Below are 22,562 nucleotides of genomic sequence, written 5' to 3'. Positions count from 1 at the left end.
CGGGTCAGATCCGGGTCAGAATGAGGGTGCCGCCGGCGGCGACCGTGGCGGTCCATCCCGGCTCGACGAGCGTGGTGGTGTCGCTCTGCTCGACGATCGCCGGCCCGTCGATCGTGATCCCCTCGGGGAGCGCGGCGCGGTCGTAGAGCGTCGCCGCGACCGGGGCGTCGACGGTCTCGAACCGGACGGCGCGGGTGCCACGGGAGAGGGGGGCGTCGGTCGGCACGTGCTGCGGGGTCGCGGAGGCGACGGACGACGCCGCGGAGGCGACGATGCGCACGTTGACGACACGGGTCTCGCCGCCTTCGCCGTGGCCGTGGATGGTCTCGTGCAGGGTGCGGAAGCGGGCGGCGATGGGGTCGAGATCGGAGCCGATTTCGCCGCGCGTCAGCGGCACCTCGACGAAGTGCGCCTGACCGACGTAGCACATGTCGAGCGCATAGCGGACCTCGTAGCGCCCGGCGAAACCTTCCGCCTCCATCAGCGCGGCGGACTTGGCCTCCAGCGCGTCGAGTGCGGCGACGATATCGCGGTCGGAGACGGACGACAGGTCGTGGTTGAACGCGGCGAAGAGCTCGTGCTCGACCGGCGCCGCCAAGAGGCCGCACGCGGCCAGGACTCCCGGCAGGCGCGGCACGATGATGCGCGGCATCGCGAGGTCGCGGGCGAGCGGCACGGCGTGGATGCCGCCGCCCCCGCCGAGCGGAACCAGGGCGAAGTCGCGCGGGTCGAGGCCGCGCTGCACCGAGACCAGGCGGATGCCCTCGGCCATCTGCGCATTGAGGACGCGGTGGATGCCGAGCGCGGCTTCCTCGATGCCGAGGCCCAGCGGTTTGGCGACCTTCTCCTCGACCGCGCGGAAGGCGAGGTCGGGGTCGAGCCGCATCGTTCCGCCGGCGAAATAACCCGGATCGAGGTAGCCCAGCACGAGGGAGGCGTCGGTCACGGTGGCGTCGTCGCCGCCGCGGCCATAGGCGGCCGGTCCGGGCTCGGAACCGGCCGAATGCGGGCCGACACGCAAGCCGCCGCCGGCGTCGATCCAGGCGATGGAGCCGCCGCCCGCGCCGATGGCGTTCACGTCCACCATGGGCACGCGCACGGTATAGCCGTCGATCGAGCCGGTGGACTTGACGATGGGCGCGCCGTCCTGGATCAGCGCGATGTCGCACGAGGTGCCGCCGACGTCGAACGAGATGAGGTTCTTGGCGCCGACGATCTCGCCGGCGGCCTTGGCGCCGATGACGCCTCCCGCGGGACCCGACAGAAAGAGGCGCACCGGCCGGCTCGCGGCGACGTTGGCCGCCGTCAACCCGCCGCGCGACTGCATGACCTGGAGGGGCGGGGCGACGCGTGCGCGCGCCAGGTCCGCGCTCATCTCGCCGAGATAGTTGACCAGGAGCGGCTTCACGTAGGCGTCGAACGCGGTGATGGAGGTCCGTTCGTACTCGCGGAACATCGGATCCACCTCGTGGGAGAGGGACACCGGCATGCCGGGCGCCATCTCCTCGATCATCGCCTTGGCGGCGAGCTCGTGGGCGGGGTTGTCGAACGAGAAGATGAACGAGACGGCGATGGCGTTCACGCCGGCGGCAAGCAGCGCCGCGATCGCGGTCTCGAGGGAGGCGCCGTCGAGCGCGGTGACGACGCGGCCGCCGGCGGTGACGCGTTCGCGGACCGTCTGCACGCGGGCGCCGCTCGCCAGGAAGTCCGGTGTCGTGCGCTGAAGGAACATGGCGTACATGTCCGGGCGGTAGGAGCGGCCGATCTCCAGGATGTCGCGGAAGCCCTCCGTCAGCAGAAGGCCGATCGGGCCGCCTTTGCGCTCGAGCACGGCGTTGGTGGCCACCGTGGTGCCATGGGCGAACTTCTCGATCGCGTCGGGCGTGACGCCGGTCTTCGTGAGCTGCTCCAGCGCCTGGGCGACGGCCTTCTGCGGCGCGCTCTTCGTGGTGGGCAGCTTCATGACATCGAACATGCCGTTGCGATCGACGCTGACGACATCGGTGAACGTGCCGCCCACATCGACGCCGACGACCAGGCCGGCCTCATTCATGGTCGTAGCCAAAGGTGATGCGAGCTGTAGCCATGATTTCGAGCGAACTTATCTGTGAAGTTGTTTGAGGCTGAAGGATTGCGACGGAACAGAGTTCCGTCAAATTAAACGTTTTCGCAGGGTCTATTAGAAAATCTACTAGGCGTGCCGACCCGCAATTGGCCTGGATTGCGACAAATATAGACATATGATCGGCCGCGTTCGGCGTGAAAATTGGCGAGTTGCTTCGAAATTGGGCGGGTCCGCGTGGTGAATGAGCTTGACAGCGGGGAGGCCGCGGTCGAGGCTCCGGTTCGTCGGCTGCCCGACCGCGCGACGCCTTCATCTTGACGATGACTTGTCGGCGTCGCGCTGCGTCCGCCGCACGCCTGCTTCCACTGAGCACCTGGCGCGCCCGTCCGACGCCCCCCAACTTTCGGCGCGCAGAGGATCGACACCGTGACGGAGACCACCCTCGCCCGGGAGGATACGCTCCTCTCCATCCGATCCCTGTCCATCGCCTTCCGCGACACGCGCGTCGTCCACGACGTCTCGTTCGACGTGCGCAAGGGTCAGACGCTCGCCATCGTCGGCGAATCGGGGTCCGGCAAGTCCGTCACCTCGCTCGCGACAACCCGGCTGATCGACTATGCGGGCGGCCGCATCACCCGCGGCGAGATCCTGTTTCGCGGCCGCGACGGCACCATCGTCGACTTCGCCACGCTGCCCTCGGAGCGGATGCGCCACATCCGCGGGCGCGACGTGGCGATGATCTTCCAAGAGCCGATGACGTCGCTGAACCCGGTCTTCCCGGTCGGCGCGCAGATCGGCGAGGCGCTGAAGATTCACGAGCGGCTGACCGATCGGCAGGCCAACGTCCGTGCGCTCGAGCTGCTGCGCATGGTCCGCCTGCCGGACGCGGAGGCGCTGGTGAAGCGCTATCCGCATCAGCTCTCCGGTGGGATGCGCCAGCGCGTGATGATCGCCATCGCGCTCGCCTGCTCCCCCCGCCTCATCATCGCCGACGAGCCGACGACCGCGCTCGATGTGACCATCCAGGCGCAAATCCTCGCGATCCTGCAGGATCTGAAGCGAGAGATGGAGACGGCCGTCATCTTCATCACCCACGACATGGGGGTCGTCGCGCAGGTGGCGGACGACGTCGTCGTCATGTGGAAGGGCCGCAAGGTGGAGGAGGGCGACGTGCGCTCCATCTTCGCCGCGCCGCGGCACGCCTACACCAGGGCGCTGCTCTCGGCCGTCCCGCGGCTCGGCAGTCGCAAGGGGGAGCCGCTTCCCGAGCGGGTCCCCGTGATCGTGATGGAGGGCGAAGAGGCGCGCGAGATCGGCGTGCGGCGGGTCCAGGACACGGCGGATTATTCCAAGCCGCTCATCGCGGTGAAAGACCTCGTGACGCGCTTCGCGGTCGGCCGGACACTGTTCGGGCGCGTCACCCACCGTGTGCATGCGGTGGAGGGGGTCTCGTTCGCGATCTACCCCGGCGAGACCCTGGCGCTGGTGGGCGAATCTGGCTCCGGCAAGTCGACCATCGGGCGGACGCTGCAACAGCTCATCAAGCCCGACAGCGGCACCATCACTTACCGCGAAATCGACATTGCGACGATGCCGGACGCGCAGCGGCGCGCCCTTCGCGAGAAGATCCAGTACGTGTTCCAGGATCCGTTCGCCTCGCTCGATCCGCGCCGCACAGTCGGCTATTCGATCGCCGAGCCGATCGTCGTCCACAACCTGCTCAGCCGTTCCGAGGCGGTCGAGCGACGGGTGCACGAGCTGCTCGACCGTGTCGGCCTGTCGCCGGACATGGCCTCGCGCTACCCGCACGAATTCTCCGGTGGCCAGCGACAGCGTGTCTCGATCGCTCGCGCGCTCGCTTCTTCGCCGGATCTCGTGATCGCGGACGAATCGGTGTCGGCCCTCGACGTTTCGATCCAGGCGCAGGTGATCAACCTGCTGATGGACATCCAGTACGAACGGGGCGTGGCCTATCTCTTCATCACCCACGACATGTCGGTCGTGGAGAAGGTCGCCCACCGGGTGGCGGTGATGTATCTCGGCCAGATCGTCGAGATCGGGCCGCGTGACGAGGTGTTCGGCAACCCGCGCCATCCCTATACGCAGAGCCTCCTCGCCGCCGTGCCGGTTGCCGACCCGACCCGCCGGCGCGCGGGAACGATGCTGTCGGGCGACATCCCCAGCCCGGTGCGCAAGGTGGGCGACGAGCCGGTGCGGCACGAGATGATCGCCGCCGGCCCCGGCCACTGGGTCGCCCGTGAGACCGACGCGACCCTCGCGGCCCGCGGCGGCTGACGCCGACCGGCCGGCGGCGGCCCTCCCGTGACGTAACCCCGACCCGCCGGCGATGGCGGCGCGATGCAACCCGCAGCGCGTGCTACCAAAGGGGCCGATGCAACGAGACCGGCGTCGACGCCGGCGGGGCCGTGTGCGCGGCCGAGGGAGGACGAGATGAGCGACCAACCACTGACCCCGGCGATCGACCCGGCGGCGGTCGCGCGGCTGTTCGACGTGCGGGGCCTGCGTGTCTTCGTCCCCGGCGGCTACGGCGCCATCGGCGAGGCGATCGCCGTCGCCTTCGCGGCGCACGGTGCGACCGTCGCCGTCGCCGGGCCGCGGAGGGAGAAGGCCGAGGCGCTGGCGGCGCGAATCGGCGCGAGCGGCGGCACCGCGCACGGCTTCGCCCTCGACGCGCGCGACGTCGGCTCGATCCGTGAGGCCACGGGCGAGGCGGTGGGCACGATGGGCGGCATCGACGTTCTGGTGAACTGCGTCGGCATCCAACGCGAGCAGCCGCTGATGGAGGTCACCGAGGCGGCCTTCGACGAGATGCTGGACACCAACCTGAAGTCGGCGATGTTCCTGGCGCAGGAGACCGCGCGCGACCAGATCGCCCGCGGTGCCGGCGGCCGGCAGATCCATCTCCTCTCGGTGCGTTCCGCGCTGGGCCTGCGGGGCCGCGGCTACTCGGCCTACTGCGCCACGAAAGGCGGCCTCGCGATGCTGGTCAAGCAGCACGCGATGGAGCTGGCGCCGCACGCGATCACCGTCAACGGCGTCGCGCCGACGTTCATCATGTCCGATCGCATCCGCCCGCATCTGGACCGGCCGGCGTTCCGGGACTTCATCCTGGAGCGCAACCCGCTGGGGCGCATCGGCGACCCGCTGGAGGTGGCGGGGCAGGTGATCGCCCTCGCCGCGCCCGCCGGGAGCTACATCACCGGCCAGATCGTCTACATCGACGGCGGCGTCACCGCATCGCAGTAGCGCCGCGGTGGGCCTCGGCGATCAGCTCGCGCATCGCCCGCACCGCGAACGGGTACCCCGCGACGCCGAGGCCGGCGACCACCGCCGTCGCCACCTTGGCGATGTGGGAGTGGTGGCGCAGCGCCTCGCGACGGTGGAGGTTGGTGATGTGCAGCTCGATGATCGGGCCAGGAAAGAGCGCCAGCGCATCGGCGAGCGCGATCGAGGTGAACGTGCAGGCGGCGGGGTTGATGATCATCCCGGCACCATCGTCCAGCGCCTCGTGCACCCAGCCGATGAGGTCGCCCTCGGCGTTGGCCTGGCGGAAGGTGAGGGGGTGGCCTTCGCTGGCCTCCCGGCACATCGCTTCCACCTCGGCGAGGGTGGTGGTGCCGTAAAGGTGCGGCTCACGGGTGCCGAGCCGATTGAGACTGGGCCCGTTGAGGATATGGATCGGTCGCGTCATGCGGTCCACGTGCCCGCGATCCGCGCACCGGGCAAGCCCGCTGCGCGGAACCCGCCGCGCCGACCCCGCAAATCGCCCTAAAGGTTCGTCAGCCCGTTGGACGAGAGGATCTCGGCCAGCATGTTGGCGGCGGTCTCGCGGTGGACGCGGTGGATCTGGCGGGCGCGCTCCGGCTCGCGGGCCTCCAGCGCGTCGACCAGCTCGTGGTGCTCCTGCGTGGACTTCACCGGCTTGGGCCGCAGACGCAGGGTCAACATGCGTACTCGGTGTGCCTGTTCCCAGAATTGCAGGATGACCGCGCGCAGGCGCTGGTTGGCACTGGCGCCGACGAGGCAGCGGTGGAAGCGCTCGTCGGCGACCGCCCAGGCCTTGCGGTCGTCGTCGGTGAGGGCGGCTTCCATGTCGTCCACGGCCTGCCGCAGGGCCGCCAACTCGTCGCCGGTGAGGCCGCGGGTCGCGACCTCGGCGGCGACCTCCGCCTCCAGCGCGGTGAGGATGGTGTAGATCTCGCGCATGTCGGTGGCGGAGATCGGCAGGACGCGCATCCCGTGACGGGGGCGAATCTCGACGAAGCCTTCGTTGGCGAGGCGGACGAGCGCCTCGCGGATGGGTGTCCGGCTCATCTCCAGAAGGTCGGCCAACTCCTGCTCGAGGAAGAAGGAGCCGACCGGGAACTCGTTGTCCAGCACGCGGCGCTTCAGCGCGACGTAGGCCTGCTCGGAGCGCGTCGCCGCGGTCGCACGCGGGTCGGTCTCGCTCACGGCTCCTTCGTCGGCAACGGCCACGTGATCAGCCTCCCTGCAACATGATCCGGCCACCCTCGGCGGACGATCGGTAGACGGCCTCCTCGACGGCGAGGTTCGTCAGGTATGCCCGCCCGGTATTCTCCAGCGGCGTTCCATCGCGCAAGTGTGCCACAACGTGGGACTGCAGTGCGTAAACGCTGTCGCCGGCAAAGCCGCGCTTCTCCCAGGCGAGCGGGTGGGCTCGCTCGTCGTTGCTGCCGAAGTCGCGCAGGAAGAGGTTCCCCTCGCCGTCGAGCCGCAGGGTGCCGGCCGACCCGTCGACCCAGAGCTCGCCCATCGTCAGCCGGCGGTTCTCGGCGATGTGGTCCGACAAGCGGTTGCCGTCGAACAGCGAGCGCACGCCGCCGGCATGGCCCAGCACCATGATGCCGGCGTCCTCGCCCGCGATCACCGGATTGAGCTGGCGCAGGTCCGCATAGACGCTGGCATATTCGCCGAAGAGGAAGCGGAAGGTGTCGATGAAGTGGATGCCGGTCTCGTGCATGAGGAACCGCTCCATCGACTGGAAGTAGGGCTGCCGGTCGAGGTAGGCGCGCGCCCCCTGTCCGTCGCCGGGGCGCAGGCGGAAGCTGGAACCGTAGATGTCGCCCAGGGCCCCCTCGTCGATCAGTCGGCGGATCTCGCGAAACCAGGGCTGGAAGCGGAAATTCTCGTGCACCACCAGCGTGATGCCCGCCGCCTCGGCAAGCGCCACGGTCTCCTTCGCCTCGGCGAGGGAGCGGGTGAAGGCCTTCTGGCAGATGGTGTCGATCTTCTCAGACGCGGCGAGCGCGACGAGGTCCTTGTGCGCGGCCGGCGGCACCGCGATGTCGACGAGATCGGGCGCCTCGCGGGCGATCATCGTCGCGGGGTCGGTGTAGGCGGCCCCGGCGCCGAACTCGGCGCGGTAGGCCTCGGCGCGGTCCGGGTCGGTGTCGCACACCGCGGCGAGGCGCACGCCCGGCATGCGCGACCACGCGTCGTGGTGGAAGCGGGCGAAGTAGCCGGCGCCGATGGTGGCGACCTTGAGATCCGTCATGCTGGCCCCTTCAGCGGATGTTGGCGAGCACGGCGTCGGTCACGGCGCGGGTGTCCGCGGTGCCGCCCAGCTCGCAGGTGACGAGACCGCCGTCGGCGAAGGCGGCGTCCACCGCGCGGCCGATCAGCCGGCCCGCCTCGACGACGTTCACCTCGCCATGCCGCGCGCCCAGCCAGTCGAGCATCATCGCCGCCGACAGGATCGCGGCGACGGGATTGGCTTTGCCGGTGCCGGCGATATCGGGCGCGGAGCCGTGGGCTGGCTGGAACACGGCGCGCTCGTCGCCGATGTCGGCCGAGGGCGCGTAGCCCATGCCGCCGACGAGCCCCGCGGCGAGATCCGACAGAATGTCGCCGAACATGTTCTCGGTGACCGCGACGTCGAGCGCCCAGGGCCGGCTCACCATCGCGAGCGCCGCGGCATCGACGTAGAGGTGGTCGGCGGCGACGTCCGGATGCCGGGCGGCGACCTCGTCGAACACTTTGCGGAAGAAGGCGAAGGCGGTGAAGACGTTGGCCTTGTCGATCAGCGTCAGCCGGCCCTCCTTGCCGGCCGCGCGCCGCCGCTCCGCCTCGCCGAACGAGTAGCCGAAGACACGCTCGGAGACGCGGCGAGTGATGACCATCGTCTCGCGCGCTACCGCGTCGTCCTCGACCACGCCCTTGCCGCGGGAGGCGAACAGCCCCTCGGTCGATTCGCGCACCAGGACGAAGTCGATCTCGGCCGCGCGTGGGTCGGCGAGAGCGGGGCGTACGCCGGGGATCGCGCGGGTCGGCCGCACCCCGGCATAGAGTTCGAACATGAAACGCAGGTCGAGCTGCGGGGCGATCTCGGTGCCGTCGGCGTAGCGCACCGAGGGCAGGCCCATCGCGCCGAGGTAGATGGCGTCGGCGGCCTCGCAGGTGCGCCGGCTCGTTTCCGGGAAAGCTTCGCCGGTGGACTGGTAGTGCGCGGCACCCGCGGGGGCGTCCTCGCGCACCAGGCGAACGCCGCCGGTCCGCGCCAGCGCGGCGTCGGCGATCGCGAGCGCGGCGGGGGTCACCTCCTGGCCGATACCGTCGCCGGCCATCACCGCGATCCTGAACTCGTTGGTCACCGCGTCGTCCTTCTCAAGCTTCTGGTCATGCGGGCATGCCGAGGAGGCCGGCGCGTGCCAGCGGCTCCAGGTCGGCGTGCCAGTGAATCGGCGCCACGCCCGCCGCGGGCATCGCGAGGGTGGCGATCCGGTCGCCCTTGAGGCAGCCGAGATAGCCGGTGCGCAGGTCCGCCCCGCCGAAGGCGAGACTGGAGACGTTCTTCAGCACCGAGCCGTGCAGGATCCCGAGCCGGTCGGAGGTGAGCGCGCCGCGCTCGTACATCTCTTCGGTGATCGCCATCTCCGCCGGGTCGACGTCCTCCAGCATCGTCTCGGCGACGCCGTCCGGGCCGACGCGAATGACGCGGTTGGAGACGATCGACGTGATCCAGAGGTTTCCGTCGACGTCGAGCGCGAGACCGTCGGGGAAGGTGCCGTCGTCGAACACCGTCACCGTCTCGCGGGGGCCCAGCGTCGCGGGGCCGGTGACGGGGTAGCGCGAGAGGCGCTTGCCGAAGGTCTCGTTGACGTAGAGGTGCCGGCCGTCGGCGGAAAGGGTGCACTCGTTGGTGTAGCCCAGCCCGTCGGCGACGATCCGTGCCGGCCCGTCCGGCGGGACGAGCACGATGAACCCGTCCGCCACGTCCGGCCGCGCGGCGTCGTGGCGGGGGAGGCGGCGCGTGCTGACCGTGACCCACAGGCGGCCCGCGGCGTCGAGCAGGGGGAAGTTGGTCGGCGGTAGCGGGGTGCCGTCCAGCTCGATGAGCACCGGCTCGGTCCGCCCGTCCGGGTGGAGGCGCAGGACGCCGCCGGCGTCGTCCCCGAGATGCGCGACGAGGAAGGTGCCGCCGGCCTCCAGCGCGATCCCGTTGGGGCGCAGCGGCGCGGCGACGTCACGGGCGGTGATGCGGCGCACCGTGCCGTCGGGCGCGATCACCGCCACGCCGCCATTGCCGGACCAATCCGCCGCGAAGAGGTGGCCTGAGGCGTGCGCCAGCACGCACTCCGGCCGGACGAGGCCCTCGCCGAGGTAGCCGATGGCGGTGAGCGGGATCATGTTGCGGGTGCCCCCTTTACGTATACGCTAATTCATACAATGATGCGTGCGATAATCAACCGGGCCACCGGTCGAACAACAATCAATCAGGGAGTGACACCACATGAGCTTCACCCGACACCTGTCGTTCGCGGCGGCGGCGATGATCGCGGCGACCCTGCCGGCGGCGGCGCAGGACTATCCGAGCCGGCCCATCACCAACGTCGTCGTATGGTCGGCCGGCGGCGGCACCGACACCGTCAACCGCCTCATCATGGCGGAGATGCAGAAGGCGCTGCCGGGCAGCGCGCGCGTCAACACCGTGAACCGCACCGGTGGCGTCGGCGGCTCGGCGGGGATGAGCTACGTCTTCAGCCAGCCGGACGACGGCTACACGCTGGCCGGCATCTCCGAGTCGGTGGTCACTGCCGGGGTGCAGGGCGGCTGGGAAGAGCGGATCGACGTCTGGTATCCGTTCATCGTCGGTGGCTCGCCCGACCTCGTCTCCGTGACCGCCAGCTCCGACTACAAGACGCTGGACGAACTCATCGAGGCGGCGAAGGCCGACCCCGGCTCGATCCGCGCCGGCGCCAGCGCCGCGGGCTCGATCCACCACCTCAACCTCCTGGCCCTGCAGGACGGAACCGGCGCCGAGTTCAATTATATCCCCTACGACGGGTCGGCCCCGGCGCAGAACGCGGCCGTCGCGGGTGAGGTCGAGGTGGTCGTCACGTCGCTCGCCGAGCAGCAGCAGCTCCTCCAGGCCGGCCGGCTGCGGCCGCTGGCGATGCTGACGGAGGACTCCTTCAAGCTCGGCGAGACCGAGATCCCCTCCGCCTTCACCGACTATCCGGACCTGACGCAGTATCTGCCGATCAGCCAGGCCATCGGCTTCGCGGTTCGGGCCGACGCACCGGACGACGTCAAGCAGACCCTGTCGGCCGCCTTCGACACGGCGATGCAGAGCGACGCGGTGAAGAAGTTCGCCAACGACAACTACTACTCGCTGTCCGGCAAGTCCGGCGATGCGGCGGCCGAGCAGTTCAACAAGCTGGAGTCGCTGTTCGCCTGGACCTTGTGGGATCTCGGCGCCGCGTCCGTGAACCCCGAGACGCTGGGCATTCCCAAGCCGGAGTGATCCGGCTCGAACGAACCCCGAGGCGCGGCCGGACCGGCTCTGCGGTGCGGCCGCGCCTACTTCTCGTGGCAATCAGGATGCGCCCCACTCCATGACCGACCCCCAACCCGCGCCCGGCGTCGCGACGACCGTGGACGCCCGCGCTTTGTCGCGCCTGCGCAAGGCGGACGTGTGGACCGGCATCGTCCTGGCGGCGGTGGCCGTCGCGATGATCGCCCAGGCGCTGACCTTCCCGCTGGAGGGCACCTACGCCGGGGTGAAGAACGCCTGGTACGTCTCCCCGGCGCTGTTCCCGCTGATGATCGGCGCACTGATGCTGGTGCTTTCGATCGGCCTCCTGGTGCGGGCCCTGCGCGACTTCCGCGCGCTGCGGCCGGGCGGGCGGCTCTTTTCGGTCGAGGCGGGGGCGCTCGGCGCGGAGGGGCGCAACGCGCTGCTGATCGCGGCGATCCTCGCGTTCTACATCCTCGGCCTCGTCCCGCGGGTGGACTTCGTCATCGCCACCACGGCGCTGCTGACCGTCTTCGTCGGCGCCTATGTCATCGAGGCGCCCGTGGGGCGCGCGGTGCTGGTCGTGCTTCTCGGCGCGGCCGGAGTCGCCGCCTTCGCGGTGGCCCTGGCCGGCGGCTGGCCGGCCCCCCGCTCGGCCGGGCAGGAGGTCGCCGACGCGATCGTCGCCGCGGTCGCGGTCCTCGCCATGATCGCGCTGTGCGTCTTCGCCCGCGGGGCGGAGCGACGGCGGCTCGGGCCCGTCATCGGCACCGCCATCGGCACGTCGATCGTGCTGTCGGCGATCTTCAAGTACGGACTGCTCGTGCCGCTGCCGCGCGAGGGGCTCGGCGTGGCGGTGATGGATGCCGTCGCCGGCGCCCTCGCCGGGCTCGCGGGCTGAGCCGATGGGTGGTCTTCACGAACTCGCCGCGTTCGGCGGGCAGCTCGTCTCGATCCTCGCGGTGCCGCAGAACTGGTTCGTACTGATCGGCGCCAGCCTCCTCGGCATCGTCTTCGGCGCGCTGCCGGGCCTCACCGCCACGCTCGGCGTCGGCCTCTTGGCGACGCTGACCTACGGCCTCGGCTACCAGACGGCGCTGATCGCGCTGATCGCACTCTATGTCGGCGCGATCTACGGCGGCTCCTACCCGGCGATCCTTCTCAACATCCCCGGCACCGCGGCGTCGGCCGCGTCGGCGATGGACGGGTACCCGATGTCCGCCCGCGGGGAGGGCGGCAAGGCGCTCGGTCTCACCACGACCGCCTCGTTCATCGGTACGCTCCTCGGCATGCTGGCGCTGGCGGTGCTGTCGCCCCTCATCGTCGAGGTGGCGCTCGGCTTCACGTCCTACGAATATTTCCTCCTCGCCCTCTTCGGCATCCTGATCTCCGGCACGTTGCAGAGCCCGGACCTCGTCGTGAAGGGGTGGATCGCCGGCGTCATCGGCATGGCGCTCTCCGTTGTCGGCCGCGACCCGCTGATGTTCTACCCGCGCTACACCTTCGGCCAGCCCGCGCTCGACCAGGGGCTCGAGGTCGTCCCGGTGCTGATCGGCGCCTTCGCCATCCCGCAGATCATCTCGACGCTGGCGAGCCGCACCCCGCTCGCCGTCACGCAGGTGCGCGACCGCGTGGTGCCGGCGCTCGGAACGCTGGTGAAGAACGCGCGGCACATCGTGCGCTCGGCGGCGATCGGCATCGGCATCGGCGCGGTGCCGGGCGTCGGCGAAGATATCGCCGGCTGGGTCTCCTACGGCACCGCCAAGTCGACCTCGCGCCACCCCGAGACGTTCGGCAAGGGCGAGCCGGCGGGGCTGATCTCGGCCGAGACGGCCAACAACGCCTGCATCGGCGGCGCGCTCATCCCGCTCGTCACGCTCGGCATTCCGGGGAGCCCGCCGGCGGTGATGCTCCTCGGCGCACTGATGCTGCACGGGCTGACGCCGGGGCCGATGCTGTCGATCTCCAACCCCACCTTCATCGCCGAGCTGGCGGCCATCATGGTGCTCGCATCGGCGGCGATGTGCCTCAACGGGCTGATCCTCGCCAAGCAGGTGGTGCGGGTCCTGGCGCTGCCGGCGGAGATCTTCCTGCCGGTCGTCGCGGTCCTCTCCGTGCTCGGCTCCTACGCGCTCGGCCTCAACGTCGAGAACCTCTACCTGATGCTGATCGTGGGCCTCGCGGCCTATCTCCTCACCATCATGCAGTACCCGATCGCGCCGCTCGTCATCGGCGTGATCCTCGGGCCGATGGCGGACGAGAACCTGCGCCGTGCGCTGATGGTCGGGCAGGGGAGCCTCGCCGGCTTCTTCGAGCGACCGGTCAGCGTGGTGTTGATTGTCGCAACCCTTCTGCTCATCGTCGCGCAAGTGCCGTACGCGCGGCGCATGGCCGGCCGCCTCGCACGGGGCCGGAGCACGACAACGACAGAAGCTAGGGACCGCCCATGACCGTATCCGCCCTCGTACCCCTCGGCCGCAGCGGCCTGCGGGTTTCGCGCCTGTGCCTCGGCACGATGATGTTCGGCGGACGCACCGACGAAACCGATTCGGCCCGCATCACCGACCGTGCGATCGACGCCGGCATCAACTTCATCGACACCGCCGACGCCTACAACGGCGGCCGCTCCGAGGAGATCCTCGGCCGTATCCTGAAGGGCAAGCGCGACCGGCTGGTGGTGGCGAGCAAGCTCGGCAACCCCATCGGCGACGATCCGAACCATCGCGGCCTGTCGCCTGCGTGGATCCTCGCCGAAGTGCCGAAGATCCTCGACCGCCTCGCGACCGACCGGCTGGACGTCCTCTACCTCCACAAGGAGGACCCGCACACGCCGCTGGAGGAGACCGTGCGGGCGCTCGAGGTGCTGGTGCGCCAGGGCCGCGTGCTGCACATCGGCGTCTCCAACCACAAGGCGTGGCGCGTGGCGCAGCTGACGCGCTACTGCGAGGAGGCCGGCATCGGTCGCCCGGTGGTGTGCCAGCCGCTCTACCATGCGCTCAACCGCTCCATCGAGGTGGAGCTGCTGCCGGCCTGCGCCGACATGCAGATCGCCGTCTACCCCTACAGCCCCATCGCCCGCGGGGTGCTGACCGGCAAATACGCGCCGGGTGCCGAGGCGCCCGAGGGGAGCCGCGCCAGCGCCCGCGACAAGCGCATCATGGAGACCGAGTTCCATCCCGAGACGCTGGCCGCCGCCGCCAAGCTCGCCGAGCACGCCAAGGCCCGCGGCACCGACCTCGGCGGTTTGGCGCTCGCCTTCGTGCTCGCCAACCCGATGATCTCCGGCGCCGTCGTCGGCCCGCGCACCCTGGCGCAGATGGAAAGCTACATCGCCGGCCTCGACGTCACCTGGGGCGCCGAGGACGAGGCGGCGTTCGAGGCGGTGGTGCCGAAGGGCTCCACCGCGGTGCGCCACTTCGTCGACCCGCAATACCCGGTCGAAGGCCGCCCGGCGGAGGTCGCGCGATGATCTTCGGCGCCGTTGCGGACGATCTCACCGGGGCGACCGACCTCGGCCTGATGCTGGCGCGGGCGGGAATGTCCGTGGTCCAGGCGATCGGCGTGCCGCGCGAGGGGGTGCCGCTGCCCGAGGCGGACGCCTGCGTGGTGGCGCTGAAGTCGCGCACCATCCCCGCCGCAGAGGCGGTGGAGATGAGCCTTGCCAGTGCGCGGGCACTGCGGGCGGCCGGCGCGCGGCAGATCCTCTTCAAGTACTGCTCCACCTTCGATTCCACCGACGAGGGCAACATCGGCCCCGTGATGGACGCGCTGATGGCCGAACTCGGCGCGCCCGTCACCGTGGCGTGCCCGGCGTTTCCGGAGAACGGGCGCACGATCTACAAGGGGCACCTGTTCGTCGGCGACCTGCTCCTGTCGGACAGCTCGATGAAGGACCACCCGCTGACGCCGATGACGGACGCCAACCTCGTGCGCGTCCTCGCCCGCCAGTCGCGCCACACGGTCGGCCTCGTCCCGTTCGAGGTGGTGGACGCCGGGGCCGAGGCGATCCGCGACGTGCTGGGCCAGGCGTCGCGGGAGGGGACCGGCGCCCTCGTCCTCGACGCCGTCACCGACGCGCACCTCGTCGCGATCGGCGAGGCGGTGGCCGACATGCCGCTGATCACCGGCGGCTCGGGTATCGCGATGGGCTTGCCGGACGCCTACCGCAGGCTCGGCCTCCTGGGCGAGGCGAGTGCCGCCGACGCCGACCCACACGTCCCCGGCCGTACCGCGATCCTCGCCGGTAGCTGCTCGGCCAAGACGCTCGCCCAGGTCGCCGCGGCGGCCGAGGCCGGCATCGCGCACCGGCGGCTCGACCCCGCCGCCCTCGTCGCCGAGGCGACGCCGGTCGCCGGCCTCGCCGACTGGGCCGCCGACCAGCGCGCCGACAGGCCGGTGATGATCGTCTCCAGCGACACGCCGGAGAAGGTGCGCGCCCTGCAGCGTGAGCACGGCAAGGGCGCCGTGGCCGAAGCGGTCGAGCATACCATGGGCGCGCTCGCCACGGCGCTGGTGGAACGGGGCTTTCGCCGCCTCATCGTCGCCGGCGGGGAGACCTCCGGCGCGGTCATCGGCGCCCTCGGCATCGAGGCGCTGAGGATCGGGCGCGAGATCGATCCCGGCGTGCCGTGGACCTACAGCACCACCGCAGAGCCGCTGGCGCTGGCGCTGAAATCGGGCAACTTCGGCGCCGAGGACTTCTTCCTCAAGGCCGACGGGGTGCTCTCGTGAGCGACGAGGGGGCCTTGCGCGCCCGCATCTGCAAGATGGCCGAACTCCTCTACATGCGCGGCTACGCTCACGGCAGCACCGGCAACATCTCGGTGAAGACGGGCGAGGGGATCATCATCACCCCGACGAACTCGTGCATGGGGCTCTTGGAGCCCCACCGCCTGTCGCTGGTCGACAAGGACGGCAACCACGTCTCCGGCGACAAGCCCTCCAAGGAGGCGTTCCTGCACCTCGCCATGTACGGCGAGCGACCGGAGTCACAGGCGATCGTGCACCTGCACTCGACCCATTCGGTCGCCCTCTCGATCCTGGAGGACACCGATCCGGACGACGCGATGCCGCCCCTGACCGCCTACGCGCGCATGAAGCTCGGCCGCCTCGCCGTGGTCCCTTATTTCCGTCCCGGCGACCGCGCCCTCGCCGAGGCGGTGCGCCTGCGGGCGCGCGAGCACCATGCCGTGCTGCTGGCCAATCACGGCCCGGTGGTGGCGGGCAAGTCGCTCGACGACGCGGTGTTCTCGGCCGAGGAATTGGAGGAGACGGCGAAGCTCGAGCTCCTCACCCGCGATCGCCCGCGGCGGATGCTGACACCCTGCCAACTCGCCGACCTCGACGCCGCCTTCCCGAACTGACCTGATCCCGGCCGGCGCCGATGCGCCGGCCCAACACCAGAACGTGCCATGTACGCCATCCTCGTGACCTTCCGCATCGCCGACGACGCCGTCGCGACCTTCACCGACCTCGTGCGCGCCAACGCCGCCGCGTCGCTCGCCGACGAGCCCGGCTGCCGGCGCTTCGACGTCCTGACCGACCCCGCCGCGCCGAACGACATCGTCCTCTACGAGATCTACGACGACGAAGCGGCCTTCCGGGCGCACATGCAGACCGGCCACTTCAAGGCGTTCGACGCGAAGGTCGGACCGATGGTGGCCGAAAAGACCGTGCGCGCGCTCCATCTCCTCCCCTCGCTCTGATCGGCCAACCGCGCAGCAGCACACCCGAAGGGCCTTCAATGGCAGACTACAACATCGCTGTTTTCGCCGGTGACGGCATCGGCATCGAGGTGATGGCCTCCGCGCTCACCGTGCTGGAGGCGCTGGAGGCGCGGTTCGGCGTCTCCATCGCCAAGCAGTCGTGGGACGGCGGGGCGGCCTACTATCGCGAGACCGGCCGCGACCTTCCCGACGGCGCGTTCAAGGCCGCGCGCGACGCCGACGCGATCCTCTTCGGTGCGATGGGGCTGCCCGACGTGCGCCTGCCGGACGGCACCGAGGTCGCCCCGCACCTCGACATGCGGCGCGAGTTCCGCCTGTTCGCCGGTGTTCGCCCGGCGCGCAAATATCCCAACACGCCGCCGTTGCTGGCCGATCCGCGCGCCGAGGCGGTGGATCTCATCGTGCTGCGCGAATCGACCGAGGGGCTCTTCGCCTCGCGCGGGCGTGGCACGGTGGAGGGCGGGCGCGTCGCCCGGGACACCATGGAGATCACCCGCGAGGCCTCGCAGGATCTCTTCGACTTCGCCTTCAACCTCGCCCGCCGGCGTGCCGACAAGGGGCGCGGCCAGCGTAAGGTGACGTGCGTCGACAAGTCGAACGTGTTCGTCTCGATGGCCTTCTTCCGCTCCATCTTCGACGAGCGTGCCGCCGCCCATGCCGACGTCACCGCCGGCCACGCCTACGTCGACGCAGCCGCGCTCGACCTCGTGCGCAAGCCCTGGACCGCGGACGTCCTGGTGATGGAGAACATGTTCGGCGACATCCTGTCGGACCTGTGCGGCGGTCTCGTGGGCGGGATGGGGATGGCGCCGTGCGCCGAGATCGGCCTCGAGCGCGCCCTCTTCCAACCGGCCCACGGCTCCGCGCCCGACATCGCCGGGAAGGGGATCGCCAACCCCACCGCGATGCTCGTCTCGACCGCGATGATGCTCGACTGGCTGGGCGAGAAGGCCGGCGACCGGCGCATGGTCGAGGCCGGCGACGCGCTCGACCGCGCGGTGTGGGACGCCTATGCCTCCGGGACGATCCTGCCGGTGGAACTCGGCGGTGAGAGCACCAACGCCGACGTCACCCGCGCCGTCCTCGCCGCACTGGGCTGACGCGGCGCCGGCCGGCCGCCCCGTCGCCGACCGGTTCGTCCCAGTTCCGGTCGTCCGAGGTTCTGGTCCGAGGGCCCGGTCGTCCGAGGGCCGGGGGGTATGGCCGCGGCCATGCGCTGGTCGCGGGGCGGCCGGACGGGAGCGGCCGGGCTGCGGCATGGACTTGTGCCGCCGATCGGCCCAAGTTCGGCGGAAGGCTCCCGCGCCGGGGCCGCCGCCGCGGGCCGCGCTCGCGCCGGGGACGCCGGGCGCGACGACCGGTCCCGCCGCCGCCTCGGCGCGGCGGCCCGCTCGGGCCCCGGACCACTGACGAGGACCCCGACACTTGGCGCTTCACCTTTCGCTCCGGCCCGCCGCGCTGGGCCGTCGGCCGCAGCTTGCGATCCTCCTCGTCCTCATCAGCCTCGTGATGGCCGGCAACGGCATCGTCGCCCCGGTCCTGCCGCTCTACGCCATGGAGTTCGGCGTCGGCGGAGCGCTGGTGGGGATGCTGATCACGCTGTTCGGCGTCGGCCGGCTCGTCGCCAATATCCCGGCCGGCATCCTCTCGGAGAAGTTCGGACGGCGCCCTTTCCTCTCCGCCGGCCCGGCTTTGATCGCCGTGGGCGCGGTGGGCGCGGCGATGGCGCACAGCTTCGAGGGGCTGCTCATCTGGCGCTTCGTCCAGGGCATCGGCTCCGGCATCTACATGACGACGTCCGCCGCCGTGCTCGTGCAGCTCTCCACCCCCGGCAAGCGCGGTCACACGATGGCGCTCTACCAGGGCTTCCTGCTCCTGGGGGCGGGCGTCGGCCCGGCGATGGGCGGCAGCCTCGCGGCGCACCTGGGAAGCGCGGCGCCCTTCTGGGGCTACGCCATCCTCGCCAGCGCGGCGCTCGTTCTGGTGCTCGTCGCCTTCCGCGAGCCGACCGACCCGGAGCCGGTCGAGGGGGAGGAGCCCGTCGCCCCCGCCTCGATGCGCACCTTCCTGAAGAACCGTGCCTACGTGCTCCTCTGCACGGTCACGTTCTGGATCTTTTTCACCCGCACCGCGGCGCAATGGCTGGCGATGCCGCTGGTGGGCAACCAGCGGTTCGGCCTGTCGGTCGACCTCATCGGCCTGGCGCTGACGGCGGCGGCCGTCGCCAACGCGGCGATGCTGCCGCTCGTCGGACCGGCGACGCAGCGCTTCGGCGCGATCACCGTGGCGGCACTCTCCACCTCGCTCGTCGCCGGGGCGCTGCTCGCCGTCGCCGTCGCCACCGATCCGGCGGTCTACTGGGCGGCGTTCGTGGTGCTGGGCATCGGCTCCGGCTTCAACGGCCCGTCGGTCGCGGCGGCGATCGCCGACATCACGCCCTCCAACCTCTTCGGCCCGGCGATGGGGACACAGCGCGCCATCGCTGATGGCGGCTTCGTCATCGGACCCATCCTCGTCGGCCTCGTCCACGACCTCACACCGTTCGGCTACACCGGCGCGCTCGCCGGTAACGCGGTGATGCTGGCGCTGGCGGGCATGCTGCTGTGGTTCGGCGCCGGGGCCGGAAGGCTGCGCGCGGCGCGCTAGATTTCGCCGAGCAGCCATCGCCCGCGCGTCCCCGCCGCGCAGCCCCGCGCAAGCCACGCCGCCTACGGTGCCGCGCCTGCGACAGGGTAAGGGGAGGCGGGCGGTGACGGCAGCCCATTCGATCGACCGGACGCTGGCAAAGGCGCGGCGCCTCGCCGACCACGGCGACTATCTCGCCGCCCACGAGATCTACGGCGAGGTGCTGGCGCGCTACCCCACCAACGCCCGCGCGCGCGACGGGCTGACGGCGCTCACCCGGCCCGCCCCGCTCGGCCCCGGCGACAAGCCGGTCGCCCGCACCCTCGCCGAGATCCGCCAGCACCTTGCGGCCGGAGACCCCGCCGCCGCGCTGCGCCTGGCCGAGCCGCTCGCCCGGCGCCACCCCGGTCTGGTGCGCACGCAATATGCGCTCGGCTGCGTGCACCTGGCGCGGGGTGACGCCGCGGCGGCGCTCGGCCCGCTGACCGCCGCGGTGAAAACGCAGCCGACCTGCACCGCCGCCGTCGCCAACCTGGGCACCGCGCTGGCCCAGCTCGGCCACCGGGGCGAGGCGATCGCCTGTCTCACCCGGGTCACCGCGCTGGAGCCGTGCTCGCCGCAGGCCCACACGCGCCTCGGCATCGCCCTCGCCGAGGCGCTGCGGCTCGACGAGGCGCACGCCGCGCTGGACGCCGCCCTCGCCCTCGACCCGTACGACGCAGCGGCCCTCGCCGCCCGCGCTCGGGTGCGCACGCGCCTCGGCCTCTATTCCGCCGCCGTGGCCGACCATGAGGCGGTGGTCGCGGCCGACCCGATCGCCGCGCGCCCGCTGATCGATCTCGGCAACACACTGCGCGAGGCGCGCCGATACGACGCCGCCGTCGCCGCCTACGAGGGCGCCGTCGCCCTCGACCCGCGCGCCGAGGTCGCCTTCAACAACATGGGAATCAGCCTGGGCGACCTGGGCCGGACCGAGGAGGCGGAGGCCGCGTTCCGCACCGCGATCGCCCTCGCGCCCCGTTACACCGAGGCGCATGCCAACCTCGCCACCTGGACGCGCTACCGCGAGGGCCACCCCCATGTCGCCGAGATGGAGGCGCTGCTGGCCGCCGAGACCGACGCGGCGTGCCGCATGCAGCTCGGCTTCGCCCTCGGCAAGGCCTACGACGACATCGGCGACGTCGACCGCGCCTTTGCCCATCTCGCCGCGGCCAATGCCGCCCGCCGCACCGCCGTCGCCTACGACGAAGGCCTCGTTGCGCGCCGGTTCGCCGCCCTGCGCGCCCCGTTCGAGGCCGGCCCGCTCCCCGCCTACGTGGGGCCGACCGACGACGGACCGGTGCCGATCTTCGTCATCGGCCTGCCGCGCTCCGGCTCCAGCCTCACGGAGCAGATCCTGAGCGCGCACAGCCGTGTCGACGGGGCGGGCGAGACCAACGCATTCGACCGCGCGGTGCGCCCGCTCCTCGCCGCGCTCCAGGCCGGCCGCCCGGTGACGCAGGATATCCTCGCCGACGTCCGCGGCCGCTACCGCGCCCTCGTCGCCGAGCTGCCGGTCAGCGCGCCGGTGGTGGTCGACAAGCACCTCGCCAACCAGCGTTGGGCGGGGTTCATCGCCGCGGCCTTCCCGGACGCGAAGATCGTCGCCATGGCGCGCGATCCGGTCGCCACCTGCTGGTCGATCTTCAAGCTCTACTTCGCGGTCGAGGGCAACGACTACGGCTACGACCTCGCCGAACTCGGCCGCTACCACCGGCTCGCCACGTCGCTCCAAGCCTTCTGGGACGGGCTCATGCCGGGCCGCATCCTGACGCTCGACTACGAGACGCTGACCCTCCAGCCCGAGGCGACGACGCGGGCGCTGCTCGCCCACTGCGGCCTCGCCTTCGAGCCCGCCTGCCTCGACTTTCACACATCGGGTCGCGCGGTGGCCACGGCGAGCGCCGGCCAGGTGCGCCGCAGCATCTACACCGGAAGCTCCGAAGCGTGGCGCCGCTACGAGGCACACCTCGGCCCGCTGATCGCCGCGCTCGCCGCGAAGGACTGACCGCCCGCACGCGGCGTCGGCGCGACGCCGATCGCCTTGGCGACGGGTGCCGCGGCTGCTAGCGATGGTGGGTGGCGTGCCGGTTGCATCGCGCGCCCCTGCGTAACGTGCCGGAGGGACCGCCTTGCCCAAGCAGGACCATCAGCCGGGGCGGACCGGTCCGCTCGCCTTCCTCGCCGAATGGCCGACCGTGCTGATCTGGGGCGTCTTCGCACTGCTGACGGCGCTGGGCGGCGCGCTGAAGCCGGATCTGATCGGCGAAGCCGGCTCGCTCGTCGTGCTCGGCCTCATCTTCGTGGTAATGCTGATGGCGGTGTTCCGCGTCGTCCACCACGCCGAGTGTCTGGCGGTCATCTTCGGCGAGCCCCTCGGCACGCTGATCCTCACGCTCTCGGTGATCGGCATCGAGGTGGCGCTGATCACCGCGGTGATGCTGACGGGCGAGAACACGCCCACTCTGGCGCGCGACACGATGTTCTCGGTGTTGATGATCGTACTCAACGGTCTCGTCGGCCTCAGCCTGCTGCTCGGGGGGCTGCGGCATGGGTTGCAGGTGTTCAACCTGTCGGGCGCCAACGCCTATCTCGTGGTGCTGCTGCCGGTGGCGATCACCAGCCTGGTGCTGCCGCGCTTCACGCCGTCGGCGCCGGGCGGGGGGCTGTCCAACCTTCAGACCGTCTTTCAGATCGTCGTCTCGATCGCGCTCTACGGCATCTTCTTGCTGTACCAGACGGTGCAGAATCCCAACGTCTTCCAGCAGCCCGCCCACGACGACGACAATGCGCCCGAGCCGATGCATCACGTCCGGCCCAAGAGCACCGGCGTCCACGTTCTCGGCCTTCTGCTGACGCTGGTGCCGCTGGTGCTGATGTCGAAGAAGCTCGCGGTCTATGTGGACTTCGGCATCGCTCAGATCGGGGCGCCGGTGGCGCTGGGCGGCTTCATCGTCGCCATCATGATCCTGACGCCGGAGGGGCTGGCCGCGCTCGACGCGGCGCGCCACAATCAGCAGCAGCGGGCGGTGAACATCTGCCTGGGCTCGGCGCTCGCCACCATCGGCCTCACGGTGCCGGCGGTGCTGACCGCAGCGTGGATCGTCGACCTTCCGATCGAGCTGGGCCTGTCGTCATCGGGGGTCGTGATCCTGGCGCTGTCGCTGGCGATCAGCATCGTGACCTTCGTCGGCACGCGCACCAATGCGTTGCAGGGCGTCGTCCATCTGGCGGTCTTCCTGGCCTACGTGATCCTGATCTTCGACGGCGACTTCTGACGCGGGCCGCCGGCGCCCCGTCGAGATTGGCCGGGTTGCCGGACTCGTCGGCG

At 71.0% G+C, this 22,562-nt stretch carries 19 protein-coding genes; 13 read left to right on the top strand and 6 right to left on the bottom strand.

Translation table 11 applies throughout. The features are described 5' to 3' along the window. Nucleotides 1-4: 4 nt before the first annotated feature. Nucleotides 5-2,053: a hydantoinase/oxoprolinase family protein gene (locus MRB58_RS05645; protein WP_244780751.1), complete on the bottom strand. Its 2,049-nt coding sequence runs from the start codon at nt 2,051-2,053 to the stop codon at nt 5-7. A 438-nt stretch (nt 2,054-2,491) separates the two neighbouring features. On the opposite strand from MRB58_RS05645, the gene MRB58_RS05640 reads away from it, so the two are divergent. Both MRB58_RS05640 and MRB58_RS05635 read left to right on the top strand, forming a co-directional pair. Then, nucleotides 2,492-4,360 (top strand): dipeptide ABC transporter ATP-binding protein, encoded by a 1,869-nt coding sequence (locus tag MRB58_RS05640; RefSeq protein ID WP_244780750.1) that lies wholly within the window; start codon nt 2,492-2,494, stop codon nt 4,358-4,360. A 156-nt stretch (nt 4,361-4,516) separates the two neighbouring features. Then, nucleotides 4,517-5,332, top strand: coding sequence for an SDR family NAD(P)-dependent oxidoreductase (locus tag MRB58_RS05635; RefSeq protein WP_244780749.1), 816 nt, complete (start codon nt 4,517-4,519; stop codon nt 5,330-5,332). Here the strand turns inward: MRB58_RS05635 and MRB58_RS05630 are convergent. The 5 genes from MRB58_RS05630 to MRB58_RS05610 form a co-directional block, all read right to left on the bottom strand. Further along, nucleotides 5,316-5,777 carry a type II 3-dehydroquinate dehydratase gene (locus MRB58_RS05630; RefSeq protein ID WP_244780748.1) on the bottom strand — a complete coding sequence of 154 codons (462 nt, stop codon included), beginning with the start codon at nt 5,775-5,777 and terminating at the stop codon, nt 5,316-5,318. The two genes, MRB58_RS05635 and MRB58_RS05630, sit on opposite strands and share 17 nt — an antisense overlap. 77 nt (nt 5,778-5,854) lie before the next feature. Next, a complete protein-coding gene (locus MRB58_RS05625) occupies nt 5,855-6,538 on the bottom strand; it encodes a GntR family transcriptional regulator (RefSeq protein ID WP_244780747.1) in 684 nt (227 codons plus the stop codon). Nucleotides 6,539-6,566: 28 nt separating this feature from the next. Then, nucleotides 6,567-7,601, bottom strand: a complete 1,035-nt coding sequence (locus MRB58_RS05620; protein WP_244780746.1) for a Gfo/Idh/MocA family protein — start codon at nt 7,599-7,601, stop codon at nt 6,567-6,569. Nucleotides 7,602-7,611: 10 nt separating this feature from the next. Next, the gene (locus MRB58_RS05615) at nt 7,612-8,670 is read right to left on the bottom strand and encodes an isocitrate/isopropylmalate dehydrogenase family protein (RefSeq protein WP_244781903.1); all 1,059 of its coding nucleotides are present in this window, start codon (nt 8,668-8,670) and stop codon (nt 7,612-7,614) included. Between the two features lie 52 nt (nt 8,671-8,722). Next, nucleotides 8,723-9,733, bottom strand: a complete 1,011-nt coding sequence (locus MRB58_RS05610) for an SMP-30/gluconolactonase/LRE family protein (protein ID WP_244780745.1) — start codon at nt 9,731-9,733, stop codon at nt 8,723-8,725. A gap of 103 nt (nt 9,734-9,836) precedes the next feature. Between MRB58_RS05610 and MRB58_RS05605 the strand changes: the two genes are divergently transcribed. From MRB58_RS05605 to MRB58_RS05555, 11 genes are all read left to right on the top strand, one after another. Beyond that, nucleotides 9,837-10,850, top strand: coding sequence for a tripartite tricarboxylate transporter substrate binding protein (locus MRB58_RS05605; protein WP_244780744.1), 1,014 nt, complete (start codon nt 9,837-9,839; stop codon nt 10,848-10,850). Nucleotides 10,851-10,941: 91 nt separating this feature from the next. Beyond that, on the top strand, nt 10,942-11,742 hold the full coding sequence (locus tag MRB58_RS05600; protein ID WP_244780743.1) for a tripartite tricarboxylate transporter TctB family protein: 801 nt from the start codon (nt 10,942-10,944) through the stop codon (nt 11,740-11,742). A gap of 4 nt (nt 11,743-11,746) precedes the next feature. Then, nucleotides 11,747-13,291, top strand: a complete 1,545-nt coding sequence (locus tag MRB58_RS05595) for a tripartite tricarboxylate transporter permease (protein WP_244780742.1) — start codon at nt 11,747-11,749, stop codon at nt 13,289-13,291. Then, nucleotides 13,288-14,310, top strand: a complete 1,023-nt coding sequence (locus tag MRB58_RS05590) for an aldo/keto reductase (RefSeq protein ID WP_244780741.1) — start codon at nt 13,288-13,290, stop codon at nt 14,308-14,310. The genes MRB58_RS05595 and MRB58_RS05590 overlap by 4 nt, the downstream gene beginning before the upstream one ends. Then, nucleotides 14,307-15,572 carry a 3-oxo-tetronate kinase gene (gene otnK / locus MRB58_RS05585; protein ID WP_244780740.1) on the top strand — a complete coding sequence of 422 codons (1,266 nt, stop codon included), beginning with the start codon at nt 14,307-14,309 and terminating at the stop codon, nt 15,570-15,572. The genes MRB58_RS05590 and otnK overlap by 4 nt, the downstream gene beginning before the upstream one ends. Beyond that, nucleotides 15,569-16,204, top strand: coding sequence for a 3-oxo-tetronate 4-phosphate decarboxylase (gene otnC / locus MRB58_RS05580; protein WP_244780739.1), 636 nt, complete (start codon nt 15,569-15,571; stop codon nt 16,202-16,204). The genes otnK and otnC overlap by 4 nt, the downstream gene beginning before the upstream one ends. 48 nt (nt 16,205-16,252) lie before the next feature. Continuing rightward, on the top strand, nt 16,253-16,546 hold the full coding sequence (locus MRB58_RS05575) for a putative quinol monooxygenase (RefSeq protein WP_244780738.1): 294 nt from the start codon (nt 16,253-16,255) through the stop codon (nt 16,544-16,546). Between the two features lie 38 nt (nt 16,547-16,584). Further along, entirely contained in the window at nt 16,585-17,667 is a 1,083-nt protein-coding gene (locus MRB58_RS05570) for an isocitrate/isopropylmalate dehydrogenase family protein (protein ID WP_244780737.1), read from the top strand. A 325-nt stretch (nt 17,668-17,992) separates the two neighbouring features. After that, on the top strand, nt 17,993-19,213 hold the full coding sequence (locus tag MRB58_RS05565) for an MFS transporter (RefSeq protein ID WP_244780736.1): 1,221 nt from the start codon (nt 17,993-17,995) through the stop codon (nt 19,211-19,213). 103 nt (nt 19,214-19,316) lie between these two features. After that, entirely contained in the window at nt 19,317-21,239 is a 1,923-nt protein-coding gene (locus MRB58_RS05560; RefSeq protein ID WP_244780735.1) for a tetratricopeptide repeat-containing sulfotransferase family protein, read from the top strand. 124 nt (nt 21,240-21,363) lie between these two features. Beyond that, on the top strand, nt 21,364-22,509 hold the full coding sequence (locus tag MRB58_RS05555; RefSeq protein ID WP_244780734.1) for a calcium:proton antiporter: 1,146 nt from the start codon (nt 21,364-21,366) through the stop codon (nt 22,507-22,509). The last annotated feature ends 53 nt before the right edge of the window (nt 22,510-22,562 follow it).

The sequence above is a fragment of the Acuticoccus sp. I52.16.1 genome (genome assembly GCF_022865125.1).
Lineage (GTDB): Bacteria > Pseudomonadota > Alphaproteobacteria > Rhizobiales > Amorphaceae > Acuticoccus.
The sequence above is the reverse complement of the archived record's forward strand: the minus strand, read 5'-3'. Positions and strand labels throughout refer to the sequence as shown.